Annotated in this window: 11 protein-coding genes; 2 read left to right on the top strand and 9 right to left on the bottom strand. The window is 53.0% G+C overall.

Annotated features, from left to right (window positions below):
• Window positions 1-217 precede the first annotated feature (217 nt).
• Window positions 218-1,927, top strand: a complete 1,710-nt coding sequence (locus FD28_RS02955) for an NFACT RNA binding domain-containing protein (protein ID WP_057732430.1) — start codon at window positions 218-220, stop codon at window positions 1,925-1,927.
• A gap of 87 nt (window positions 1,928-2,014) precedes the next feature.
• Here FD28_RS02955 and FD28_RS02950 read toward each other — a convergent pair whose 3' ends face one another.
• From FD28_RS02950 to FD28_RS02920, 7 genes are all read right to left on the bottom strand, one after another.
• Complete coding sequence (locus tag FD28_RS02950) at window positions 2,015-4,588, bottom strand: carbamoyl phosphate synthase preATP-grasp domain-containing protein (protein ID WP_057732428.1); 2,574 nt, start codon at window positions 4,586-4,588, stop codon at window positions 2,015-2,017.
• A gap of 3 nt (window positions 4,589-4,591) precedes the next feature.
• Window positions 4,592-5,668: a carbamoyl phosphate synthase small subunit gene (locus tag FD28_RS02945; RefSeq protein WP_057732426.1), complete on the bottom strand. Its 1,077-nt coding sequence runs from the start codon at window positions 5,666-5,668 to the stop codon at window positions 4,592-4,594.
• A 24-nt stretch (window positions 5,669-5,692) separates the two neighbouring features.
• Window positions 5,693-6,226: a bifunctional pyr operon transcriptional regulator/uracil phosphoribosyltransferase PyrR gene (gene pyrR, locus FD28_RS02940; RefSeq protein WP_057732425.1), complete on the bottom strand. Its 534-nt coding sequence runs from the start codon at window positions 6,224-6,226 to the stop codon at window positions 5,693-5,695.
• 132 nt (window positions 6,227-6,358) lie between these two features.
• Window positions 6,359-7,282 (bottom strand): RluA family pseudouridine synthase, encoded by a 924-nt coding sequence (locus FD28_RS02935; RefSeq protein WP_057732422.1) that lies wholly within the window; start codon window positions 7,280-7,282, stop codon window positions 6,359-6,361.
• Between the two features lie 3 nt (window positions 7,283-7,285).
• Window positions 7,286-7,750, bottom strand: coding sequence for a signal peptidase II (gene lspA / locus FD28_RS02930; protein WP_057732420.1), 465 nt, complete (start codon window positions 7,748-7,750; stop codon window positions 7,286-7,288).
• 495 nt (window positions 7,751-8,245) lie between these two features.
• On the bottom strand, window positions 8,246-9,901 hold the full coding sequence (locus FD28_RS02925; RefSeq protein ID WP_057732418.1) for a formate--tetrahydrofolate ligase: 1,656 nt from the start codon (window positions 9,899-9,901) through the stop codon (window positions 8,246-8,248).
• Complete coding sequence (locus FD28_RS02920; protein WP_057732416.1) at window positions 9,898-10,314, bottom strand: EbsA family protein; 417 nt, start codon at window positions 10,312-10,314, stop codon at window positions 9,898-9,900. The genes FD28_RS02925 and FD28_RS02920 overlap by 4 nt, the downstream gene beginning before the upstream one ends.
• Before the next feature lie 38 nt (window positions 10,315-10,352).
• Here FD28_RS02920 and FD28_RS02915 point away from each other — a divergent pair, with 38 nt between their 5' ends.
• Window positions 10,353-10,760, top strand: a complete 408-nt coding sequence (locus tag FD28_RS02915) for a ribonuclease HI family protein (RefSeq protein WP_057732414.1) — start codon at window positions 10,353-10,355, stop codon at window positions 10,758-10,760.
• Here the strand turns inward: FD28_RS02915 and FD28_RS02910 are convergent.
• The gene (locus FD28_RS02910) at window positions 10,736-11,860 is read right to left on the bottom strand and encodes an NAD(P)/FAD-dependent oxidoreductase (protein WP_057732411.1); all 1,125 of its coding nucleotides are present in this window, start codon (window positions 11,858-11,860) and stop codon (window positions 10,736-10,738) included. The genes FD28_RS02915 and FD28_RS02910 overlap by 25 nt on opposite strands.
• 103 nt (window positions 11,861-11,963) lie before the next feature.
• On the bottom strand, window positions 11,964-12,086 hold the full coding sequence (locus FD28_RS13505) for a hypothetical protein (protein WP_268888931.1): 123 nt from the start codon (window positions 12,084-12,086) through the stop codon (window positions 11,964-11,966).
• Window positions 12,087-12,133 lie beyond the last annotated feature (47 nt).

The following is a 12,133-nucleotide window of genomic DNA, read 5'->3' as shown; positions in this document are numbered from 1 at the left end:
CAAGTTTTGCCCCGATTCACCGAATTCCAAGGAAACTTCTTTGCACTTCCCGGGCGAGGCCGGTATACTTTAAGTTGTGTCGTTTTTAACGGTGAAAACAGTTCCCTGCTGGCTTGGTTCGTTCACCTTACGTGACGTCATCGCCAGCGAGCGGAACACTTAACGTGATCAAAAGTCTCTTACAAAAATTAAACTTAGAAAGGTGTTGTTTCCTAATATGTCATTTGACGGATCCTTTACCCATGCGATGGTTCAGGAACTTGACCAGAATCTGACGACTGGACGGGTCAGCAAGATCAACCAGCCCTATGATAACGAAGTCGTCTTGACCATTCGGGCGAACAGCCATAACTACCCGATTCTTCTATCGGCTAACCCGACCTATGCACGCATTCAAGTCACGCAGATTCCCTACGTCAATCCCCCGGTACCCACCAATTTTACGATGATCCTTCGAAAGTACCTTCAAGGTGCCATTTTAAGGGGTATCACGCAGGTGGCTAACGACCGGGTTGTCCACCTGCATTTCACCTCCCGTAACGAACTGGGAGACCAACAGGAACTCCTGTTGATTATTGAAATCATGGCGCGACACAGTAACGTTATCCTCGTGGACAGCGCCACCGGAAAAATTCTCGACGCGATCAAACACGTCGGCTCCGATCAGAACCGTTACCGGTTACTGCTGCCCGGTGCGCAGTACATTAACCCGCCCAAGCAGGACTTGACCGATCCCTTTGATGGTCCACGTCCCGATCTCGAGCAAACCCTGCGCGACTTCCCCAACCGGGATGTCTTAGCACAGACCCTTCAGCATCAATATCAGGGCCTTGGTAAGGACACTGTTGCCGCTCTGGCAACCGCGCTACACGCCCCCGGCAACGTGACTCAACATTTCCAAGACTTCTTTGCCGGCTTCGATCACCCGCAGCCCACGCTGAACATCTCGCCTAAGGGCAAGACCAGTTTCACGGCCTTCCCTTACCCAACGGATGGCCAGCAGCAGGCCGCCCCTACTCTCAGCGAACTGCTGGACACCTACTACCAGGATAAGGCCGAGCGCGACCGCGTTCAGCAACAAGGTAGTGTTCTCATTCGGGTTGTCCGTAACGAGTTAAAGAAGAACCGCAATAAGTTAAAGAAACTCCAAAAGACGTTAGCGGAAACGGAAAACGCCGATGAATACCGGATTAAGGGTGAGATCCTAACGACCTACCTCAATCAGGTGGAACGCGGCCAAACCACGGTTTCACTGCCTAACTTTTACGATGAGAATAAACCCTTAAAGATCCAGTTAAGCAATCAGCTTTCACCCAATCAAAACGCACAAAAATACTTCAAACGTTATCAAAAGGCCAAGAACGCCGTCATCTACGTCAATGAGCAGTTAAAGATTACCCAGGCCGATGTCGACTACTTCACCAACATCATGGCTCAGATCGAACTGGCTGCGCCGAAGGATCTGGTTGATATTCGGCTTGAACTGCAACAAGGGGGCTACCTGCGCGATCACGACCACCAAAAGAAGAACAAGAAGCAGCGCCGGCAGAAGGTCAGCAAGCCCGATCGTTTCACGGCGAGCGATGGCACGAAGATCTCCGTGGGTAAAAATAACCTGCAAAACGATCAGCTCAGCCTGCATACGGCCAAGCGCACGGACATCTGGCTGCACGTCAAGGACATGCCCGGTTCCCACGTGATCATTCACGCGGATAATCCCAGTGAGGAGACCATTATGGAAGCCGCCAACCTCGCGGCCTACTTCTCCAAGGGCCGCGAATCAAGCAACGTCCCCGTCGACTATCTGCCCGTTAAGCGACTGCACAAACCAAATGGTGCCAAGCCGGGTTACGTGATCTTTACGGGGCAACGGACCGTCTACGTCACACCGGAGAGTACTTTGGTTGAAAAACTAGCGGATAATTAGACTAGTTGTATAACACAAATAAGTATCCATAAAAAAGCGTCCTCTCAAATACAATTGAGAGGACGCTTTTTGCTACATACAATTGAGCTAAATCGTCCGATTAATGATTTTATCGAGTTGTTCCGTATCGCTGAGGTTGCTCAACGTTAACGCCTCACTCGACCCGAAGGCAATCGTGGCCCCCATCTCTTGATCCGTCGTTCCCGGTCGATTCAGAACGTGTAACTGCCTGAATGGGAAGACGGCGTTCATCAGAGCGACCCGTTTGCTATTCAAATCAATCTTTACTGCCCGCAGTTCATCATCGTCCAAAGTGCCGATGTGCTGCCGGGTGAGCATCCGGACCCAGTTGATCCCCGTCACCTTACTGAGGAAGGCCATTTCGGTCAACCGAGTCGGCCGAATACCCACCACGGCCATCTGCTGACTGGTCGTGTTTTTCGGGGCAAATAGGACCTCGACCATGCCGGTCAGCTGATGTTCACTGACAGCCTGTTTGGCTTGTTCCACCAATTTCAGCCGATCTGCCTTAGGTAGCTCAGCTGGCATCCGGAAGGCTGTTACCTGAGCAATATCTTGATTCATCCCCGGGGCAATCATGTCCATAATTCCGACCGCAATCTTGTGCTGCTCGTGGACAAATAGACTCACCCCAATGGTAGCCATCTTGGGTTGTGGTTTGCCGCTCTCTTGATCCGGCGGCAAGACGTGGAGATTTAAATTCAGCTTACTGAGCTCCCGGGTCAGATAGTGGCGATTCCCCGGTACAATCACAATATCCGGATGTTCCACCTTAATCACGTTTAAGACGTCCCCCAATTGAATGGGATCAACGTATTGCTTATCCGTGAATTCTGGGGCAATCCCGATCGCATTGGGATTGGTATTCATCAGGATCGTATGATACCCGGCACGTTTCAACTGCTTGAGCATCTCGGTGGTAAAGTACTCGGCCGCCGTGTTAGGGCCTAACTGATTACCACCCCGCCCCAGAACCAATGCCGTCCGATCGCCCAGCGGCTCACTTTCGTTCTCGTACTCAAAGGTGCTGTAATAGCCGCTGGCGTGCTCGTCAAATTCACCGGCTGTGGGCTCAATCATCTTGTAGGTCGGCTTGATGTCTGCTTCAAGCGACAGTCGCCGGACGGTCGCCGTATCCGTTTGCCAGATCCGCGCGATCATGCCATCCCCGAAGCCATAGTAGCGCCCCGTCTTGAGGGTTGCCACATCCAAGGGATGATCTTTGATCTGTTTTTCAATTTTTAACAGGTGCTGTAATTTTACAAAATAGAAATTATCGATCTTGGTCAATTCACTCAGCTCATCGGGCGCATACCCCCGTCGTAAGGCCTCAATCAGAACCAGAATCCGGTTAGCCAAGGGATGGATCAGCTGACTGATCATTTCCCCATCGGTCAGATTACTAACGCTGGGGAGCACGTCTCGTGGTGAGAACTGCGAGCTCCGAACCGACTTTAGCATGGCCTCTTCCACCGATCGGCCCACGCCAATAGTCGACCCGACCGCCTTCATCACCGTATCCAGGTGCTGATCCGCGTCGGGGATCTCCTGAAACGGCCAGATGGGAATACGCACGCTGACGTGATCGATGCTGGGTTCCATGATCGCCGTCTGCTTGATAAAGCGACTTGGTAACTTGATATCGACCAGGCGTTGTCCGAGTAACAGGGCCCCCACCACGTAGGCTAAGGGGTAACCGGTCGTCCGTGCCGCCATGGCGACGCCCCGCGTGAAGTACGGGGCAATCTTAGTCACATAGAAGTGTTGGTTGTCCGGATTCAACGCGAAGTGAATGTGAATAACCCCCACCACATTTAACTCGGTGGCCACCCGAAAGGTCGCATCCCGTAAATCCTGATACTCCCGATCGTTTAGCGTCTGCGGCGGCGTCACGACAATCGAATCACCGGAGTGAATCCCGATTGGATCGACGTTCTCCAGTCCCGCAATGAGAATCCTGGTATCCGCCACATCGCGAATGGCAATCATTTCGACTTCCTTGTAGCCGACGACGCTGCGCTCCAACGTACACTGGTCAAATCGTGACTGTGAGAAACCTTGGCCCAAAGCATCCAGCATCTCATCCACGTTTTCACAAATGGTCCGGTTGGTATCCAATCGTGGGGCAACGGGCTTCACAATTAGGGGGAAACCAATTGAATCGACCAAGCCCAGCGCCTCGTCTTCGGTCGCCACGACCTGTGCTTCAATCACCGGTTCGTGGATCTCCTTTAGGGTCGCGTTTAGCGCAGCCGGATTATTGATCTGCCGGATGGTCGCCGCGGGCATCCCCAAAATGGTCACACCAAAACGGCCAATGTCGCCGCTTTCAATTAACTCCTGCGCGATCCGGACACCCAATAAACCCCCTAATGTGGGCAGAATGGCATCCGGTTGGTCGCGTTCAATAATGTGCCGGACATTGGCGGTGGTGACCGCCTGAATGTACATATTGGTCGGTTGAATCTCTTCAAGTGCCACGGAGAAGGGATTGTTATCAATCACCAGGGTCCGGACACCGTGTTTTTTAAAGTTCGTTATGATCTGCACTGTGGCACTGTCAAGCTCGGTCTCGTGGCCAATTTCCGTCGGACCACTCCCAATGATCAAAACTTTTTGTAAGTCATCCAAGTTCTGCAAGCCTTATCCCTCCCGTGCTGTCATAGCTTCCATGAATTCATCAAATAAATCGCGACTTTCGTGGGGACCCGGTGCGCCGTCCGCAAAGAACTGCACGGAGAACGCCGGAAAGTCCCGGTGACGCAACCCCTGTACGGTCCCGTTGATGAGATCGACGTAGGTCGTAATCAACCGATCCCGATCAATGGACTTGGCAATCACCGCATATCCCTGTCCCTGGGTCGCATAAATAATATCGTTGGTAATGATCCGCCGAATGGGGTGACTGCTCCCGTGATATTCAACGGGGAGCGCCTCTAATTGGGCCCCATTAGCCAGTGCAAACAGCTCATGGCCTAGGCCAATAGCAAATAGCGGAATCTCCGCCTGAACGGCTCTAATCATCTCTAAGACCCCTTCACCGAGGTCTAGGGGTGAACCTGGTCCGGTCGACAGGAGAACACCGTCGGGATCGAGGTTCAGCACATCCTGCGCGCTCGCCGTCCACGGGAGCACCGTCACGTTACACCGGCGCTCGGACAGCTGCCGTAGGATCCCGTGTTTGAGCCCGAAATCAATCACCACCACGTTCTTACCGGTATCCGGGTTGGGATAGGGTTTAGGGGTGGCCACCTGATCGACTTGCCGGTTCGTTAACACCGTCGCGTTCAACTGGTCAAAGGCGTGGGCGTCAGCGACATCCACGATACTGCCCTTGACTGGCCCATCCATCTTGCGGAGCTTCCGAATCAGATGACGGGTATCAATCCCACTGATCCCGGGGATATTGTGTTGTTGCAGAAACTCATCGAGCGATAGTCGGGATAGCCGGTTGGTCGAGATGTTCGTGACATCCCGAACCACCATCCCCTTGGCCGTGGGCAGAATCGATTCATAGCTATCATGGTTGATGCCCACGTTACCAATAGCTGGTTGTGCAAAAATAATGATTTGGTTGTGATAAATTTGATCGGTAATCGTTTCCTGATAGCCTAAGAGATTCAAGTTGGAAATGACTTCCCCGCTCGTCGTGGCGCCAGCACCAAATCCCTCACCAGCGTAGGCCGAGCCGTCTTCTAAAATCAAATAGCGTTTTGCCATGCTAAATCGGCCCCTTTATCAAGTCTATGCCTGTTGGATCTCCACGGCGTCACGGTCATCGATTTCACTAACGGAAACCTTGATCCGTTCACGTTGAGAGCTGGGAATGTTTTTACCCACAAAGTCCGCACGAATCGGCAATTCGCGGTGGCCCCGATCAACTAAGACGGCGAGGTTGATCGACTTGGGCCGACCTAAATCCATCACCGCACTCATCGCTGCCCGAATCGTCCGTCCCGTATACAAAACATCATCGACTAAGATGACCTTCTTGCCGGCAACGGAGAAATTGATGTTCGCAGCGGAGACTTTAGGATCGTTATCGGCATCGTGCTCAATATCATCGCGATAGGAGGTAATATCCAGATCGCCGACGGGCACCGTCACATTTTCAAGTTGTTGTAAGCGACTGGCAATTCGTCGCGCTAAATACACGCCGCGTGTCTTAATCCCTAGAATAACGAGATCGTCCACGCCCTTGTTTCTTTCGATAATTTCATATGTGATCCGGGTCAGGGCCCGTTGCATTGCCATTGCGTCCACAACTACCTTTGCCATCTTAAATTCCTCCTTAAAGTTTCACGCGTTCATGTGCAGGAAACGGGCCGATCTCTTCGGTTAAATGGTGAAGAAACCCGCCCGCCTAGCTACCGGCAAACCCGCTTATCTCGTACGTTTAGCATAAAAAACCTAAATTGCTTTGTCAACCGGTAATCCGGCCTCGTGCCGCAGTTTCTTGACCACCGCCGCAAAATGCGCGGGCACCGGCGCCGTGAAGTCGAGCTGTTCACCCGTCGTGGGTTGAACGAAACCTAATTCTCGCGCATGCAAGAACTGGCCCTCACCCTTTAGCGTCTTCTTAGGCCCGTATAAGGGGTCCCCGGCAACCGGATGATTAATGTAGGCCATGTGCACCCGAATCTGATGCGTGCGTCCGGTCTCTAACCGGCAGGCAATCAGCGTGTAGGTGCCGTAGCGTTCCAGAACACGGAAATGGGTCACGGCTGGTCGGCCGTCAGCCACAACGGCTTGCTTCTTACGGTCCTTGGGGGAACGACCTAGAGGTGCGCGAATGACGCCCTCTTCTTCCTTGAAGTTACCGTGAACAATGGCCACGTACTCGCGAAGATTGGTCTTGGCCTGAAGCTGTTCGGACAGACTGTGATGGGCATGATCGTTCTTAGCCACCATTAACAGACCGGACGTATCCTTATCAATCCGGTGGACAATCCCCGGTCGTAAGGTCCCGTTGATGCTCGACAAGGGGCTATGATACAACAAGGCATTAACTAACGTGTGGTTAGGATGTCCCGGTGCCGGGTGCACCACCATCCCCTGGGGCTTGTTGACCACAATCACGTCATCGTCTTCGTAGACGATATCCAGGGGAATATCTTCCGGCGTCAAATCCACCGGTTGAGGATCGGGCAATTCAATGTGAATCGCCGCCCCAACGGCTGGTTTATCCTTGGGTCTCGCCGTCTGACCATCAACCGTAATCTGACCAGCCTCGATCGCCGCCTTCGCCTGTGATCGTGAAATGGTGGGCACCGTTTCGGCCACCAGCTTGTCTAACCGCGCAGCTTCCTGAACGGTAAAATCTTCTATTTGCATGAATTAATGAGCCTCCCGCCGATCGGCCAGAAAAACACCAATCGCAATAAATATCACGCCAACCGTCAAACAACTGTCGGCAAAGTTAAAGATTGGAAAATTAATAAAGTCGAGTTGGAACATATCTACCACGTACCCTTGGGTCAGTCGATCGATAAAGTTTCCGATCGTTCCGGCCATCATTAAGGCCAGGCCCAACTCTTCTGGCCAGTGTTCACCACGATTGCGGTACTGCCAGAAAAAGTAGCCCATGATGCCCAATGCCACTACCGCGATGACGGCAAAGAACCACATTTGTCCCTGGAGGATACTCCAGGCGGCCCCGTCATTACGGAGATGGGTCAGTGAGACCACACCGGGAATGAAGCTTTGTTCACCACCCAGGGCGATATTAGCCACCACGGCATATTTGATCCACTGGTCGATTCCGACCAGTAGAATAATTAAGATGGTATCAGCAATCAGCATAACGTCTGGAACACCTTTCCTATAAGTCGTTGTTGAAAATTATACCAGAAAAACCCGGCTTCCGACGATTTGGACGAAATAAAAGTTGCAGAACCGCACCCAGGGGGTTAGCCATCACGGCAGCTCTCGTTTATGGGGGTGATGAACGTGGCGCACTGCCAACTGCCGTGGTGGACACGACGCGTGTTGGCTAGGATGAGTTAGCTTATTAATCAATTGCGGGATAAAATGAAAAACGGCACCGCTTGTCAATTGAGTGAGACTATTGGCCGCTAAAATTCGTTAGTAACTAGTGAGGGGCCCCACTTAGCAAAAAAATTCCGAGATGCTCTGGACAACCATCGCGATCGCCGTTATTCGCTTAAGCGCCCATTCGTCCCTCTTGCCATCCTAAATAATGGCTTCACCGTTCAAAAAAAGAGGTTCAATTCGACAATGAATTGAACCTCTCGGGACGCTTTCATGATTAATAGATTAACGCCAGCCTAAAACTGTCTAGAACAGCCCCGTAATCTTACCATCCGCATCAATATCCATATCCAACGCCGCTGGATGCTTTGGTAGGCCGGGCATGGTTAAGACATTACCGGTCAACGCAACGACAAAGCCCGCACCCAAGCGTGGGGCAAACTCGCGGACGTGGATGGTGAAGTCCGTCGGTGCACCCAATTGGTGGGCATCGTCGGTCAGTGAGTACTGAGTTTTGGCCATGCAGACGGGCAGCTTGTCCCACCCGTGCTTGGCAAACGTCTTCAGCTGACGCGCCGCCTTAGTTGAAAGTTCAACCTTGGCCCCGCCATAGATTTTCTGGGTAATCGCCGTCATCTGGGTCATCAGGTCGGCATGTTCCGGCGATAACCGGGTGAAATGACTCGGTTGTTGGGTCGCCGCCACCACCTTTTCGGCCAGGTCCATGGCACCCGCACCGCCATCGGCCCAAACGGTCGTGGTGGCCACGGGAACGTCTAGGGCTTCGATATCGTGGGTTAACGCCGCAATTTCCGCATCAGTATCACTGGTGAAACGGTTAATGGCAACCACGACGGGAACCCCGTACTGCTGCATGCTGGCAATGTGACGCTTTAAGTTCGCACTTCCTTGTTGTAACGCCGCAACGTTTTCGGTTTCCAAGTCAGCGCGTTTAACACCACCGTTATACTTGAGGGCCCGCACCGTGGCAACGATCACCACGGCGTCCGGCGTCTTTCCGAGCACGGGCGTCTTGATGTCCATAAACTTCTCACCGCCAAGATCAGCCCCAAAACCGGCCTCGGTGACGGCAAAGTCACCGAGTTGTAGGGCCGTTTGGGTCGCCAACACGGAGTTACAGCCGTGGGCGATGTTGGCAAAGGGTCCCCCGTGGATAATAGCGGGGTTGTGTTCCAGCGTCTGAACCAGGTTCGGCTTGATGGCGTCCTTGAGGAGCAGGGTAATAGCCCCACCAACCTTCAGATCGCCCACCGTTACGGGTTCCTTGTCTTCATTGTAACCAATCAGAATCCGGTTGACCCGCCGTTTTAAGTCGGCCAGGTCTTCGCTCAAACAGAGCACCGCCATTAATTCACTGGCGACCGTGATGTCAAAGCCATCCTGCCGCGGAATACCAGAGGTTCGGCCACCCAGGCCAATCACCGTCTGCCGTAGCTCCCGGTCGTTGATGTCCAACACCCGCTTCCACACAATCCGCCGGGGATCCAAGTGAAGCGCGTTACCCTGTTGAATGTGATTATCAATCAGTGCCGCCAACGTGTCATGGGCCTCAGTCAGGGCGTGGAAATCGCCCGTAAAATGCAGGTTGATATCTTCCATGGGAACGACCTGGGCGTATCCGCCACCAGTCGCACCACCCTTGAGCCCCATCACAGGTCCCATGGAGGGCTCACGCAACGCGAGTACGGTCTTGTGACCGCCCCGGTTCATCGCATCCCCCAGACCCACAACCACCGTTGACTTGCCTTCGCCGGCCGGTGTAGGGTTAATGGAAGTGACCAGAACCAGTTTCCCGGTCTTGTGTTCACCAGTTAAGGGGAGGTTAATCTTGGCCTTAGTATGGCCGTAAGGTTCAATCTGATCGGGGGTTAACCCCACCTTAGCCGCAATTTTTTCAATGGACTCTAGCGGCGTTTTCTGTGAAATTTCGATGTCGCTCAATGTGCTTCCTCCTTCACCACGTTCGGCGCAGCAGCCTGAATCAAGCTCGCCAGTTCAATCGCCGAGTTGCGTGGTAATAAAAATTGATAGATCTTCCCTTGGGCCACGATCCCCATGCGATACCGGGAAATATGCACGCCACTGACGTGTGCCAAGGGGATCACCAAGTGACGGTGATTTAAGACCGTGCTGACCGTTAAGACCCCATTGGCCATGGTAATGTTGCGGTAGTGAACTTCAACCCAACATAGCAGGGCAAATAAGGCAAATAGCCCCAGCGTCCACCAATTAAAGTGGGTCACTTCCAGCCAAAAGATGGCACCTAACATGAGGACCATCAGTGTCCAGCTCCAGCAAATAATGCTGCTAACGGGATTAGGTTGATACAAAAATCGTCGTTCTTGGGTTATCATAACTTCAAACACCTCACGCAAAAGATTGGAGTGATTCTTTGTTTTCTTTGTATACCGATGCCGCTACCCAGCCGCAAAGTGGCCTGAGTGCCGGGGGCATTCTGATCATTCACGACCACGAACAGACCCAGCTTAAAACCAGCCTCACCGCGACCAACAATCACGCCGCCGAATTTGAGATTGCCCGGTTGGGCTTTCAGCGATTGGCGGACATGCTTGGCGATGATTGCGCTACGACTACTGTTTTATTTTATACCGATAGCCAGATTGTTAACGACAGTTTGACGAAACATTATGCAAAACATTACCAATCACTGGTCGATGACCTGTTGGCCGCGCAAGCCCCCTTCCAACTGGTACTCACCCAGTGGGTTCCCGAAAAGCAAAACCAGGGGGCGCACACGTTGGCCAATCAGGCGCTTCATTCGGCCGAAGAGGCCAAGTAAGTCGCCAGGGGCTTTTCGTACTGACTCCAATCGGGGGTTCCACCGTATAATGCGGAACCGGCCAGGAACTTCCCAATCTGTGGCCCCGTCGTTAAGCCGGATGACCCCAGCCCGGACGCCACGAGAAAGTCTTCGTGGTCGGGAATGAGCCCAAAGAACGGCGCAAAGTCACTGGTGTAGGCCCGCGTACCAACGCGAACACCCGTCAGACTATCAGCCGTCACCCCGCTAACCAGGCGCTGCGCACTTTCCAGCAAGTCAGCCGTCACGTCAGCGTTGACGCTCAGATCGAATTTACCGTCATCTTCATGCGTGGCCCCCACGATTAATTTGCCATGACCAAAGGGCACAAAGTCCCGTTCGCCTTCTGGCATCACCACGGGCATGTGTTCCTGCAGGGGGTAATCCTTGACCGCTAATTCGATCAGCTGCCCCTTTTGCGGCCGAACGTCGGCGACGATTCCTAGCGGTGCCAGCAATTCCTTAAGCCAGGCCCCGGCCGAGATAATCACGCGGTCAAACTGCCGCGCACCCAAGGAGGTCAAGACTTGGCCCTGGGCATTCAACTTCACCCGCTCGTGACTGATCTTGAGATTGCGTTGACTAGCCAAAGCCAGCAAGCCGTCAACCAGAGCGCCACCATCAACTCGGGCACCACCGGTAATCAGGACACCGGGTTGCGGATTCGTCAGCAAGGGCACCTGCGCCTGAACCTCCTGAGCGGTCAGCGTGCTGACTTCTCCCATGGTGGCGGCAGTCTGACGCCGATCCTGGGCCAAAGCAAATAGGGTTTCCAAATCAGCCGTATCTTCTCGCGTCACGATGGTTCCGGTCTGCTGGTAAACATCGGTTCCCAATTGTGCGTCGTGAATCAGCTCTGGATAGAGGTCGGCCCCGGCCTTGGCTAGGCGGTACCACTGTTGATTCCGCCGCTTAGATAGCCACGGTGAGATGATCCCTGCGGCCGCCTTTGACGCCTGACCAACGCCGTCATCAAACAGGGTAACCTTTACTTTCTCACTACCTGGTAATTTACTCAAATAATAAGCCGCAGTGGCACCAACGATCCCGCCACCAATAATGGCAATTCTCTTTTGCATGCAACTTGACCTCCTAATCAAGACAGTATTAACTAGCTTTCATTTTAGCATAACTCGCTGGCGATAACGCTTAGTTAATCTGGGGATTGCGTCATTTTTAGACCTATCCACCCGAACCGGCATCGGCGAGCTGACTGGTAAGCAAATTAGGCAACTCGGTGCTCCGGTCGGCTTGCACGGTGTTCTTAGCTAACTGAAAGACTTGACTGTCGTAAATGCTTGTCAATACTGGAACGAGGCAGGTGTTTCATCTTTCAACCTTTTTACTTTTAA

The organism is Levilactobacillus hammesii DSM 16381 (assembly GCF_001434395.1).
Classification (GTDB): Bacteria; Bacillota; Bacilli; order Lactobacillales; family Lactobacillaceae; genus Levilactobacillus; species Levilactobacillus hammesii.
Note: the sequence above shows the minus strand (reverse complement) of the source record. Positions and strands in the feature narration are given on the sequence as shown.

What these genes read in the sequence shown, in the direction of transcription:
- pyrR (WP_057732425.1), bottom strand. Translation starts at nt 6,226, where the DNA reads ATGGCAAAGGTAGTTGTGGACGCAATGGCAATGCAACGGGCCCTGACC.
- lspA (WP_057732420.1), bottom strand. Translation starts at nt 7,750, where the DNA reads ATGCTGATTGCTGATACCATCTTAATTATTCTACTGGTCGGAATCGAC.
- FD28_RS02945 (WP_057732426.1), bottom strand. Translation starts at nt 5,668, where the DNA reads ATGGCAAAACGCTATTTGATTTTAGAAGACGGCTCGGCCTACGCTGGT.
- FD28_RS02920 (WP_057732416.1), bottom strand. Translation starts at nt 10,314, where the DNA reads ATGATAACCCAAGAACGACGATTTTTGTATCAACCTAATCCCGTTAGC.
- FD28_RS02910 (WP_057732411.1), bottom strand. Translation starts at nt 11,860, where the DNA reads ATGCAAAAGAGAATTGCCATTATTGGTGGCGGGATCGTTGGTGCCACT.
- FD28_RS02935 (WP_057732422.1), bottom strand. Translation starts at nt 7,282, where the DNA reads ATGCAAATAGAAGATTTTACCGTTCAGGAAGCTGCGCGGTTAGACAAG.
- FD28_RS02955 (WP_057732430.1), top strand. Translation starts at nt 218, where the DNA reads ATGTCATTTGACGGATCCTTTACCCATGCGATGGTTCAGGAACTTGAC.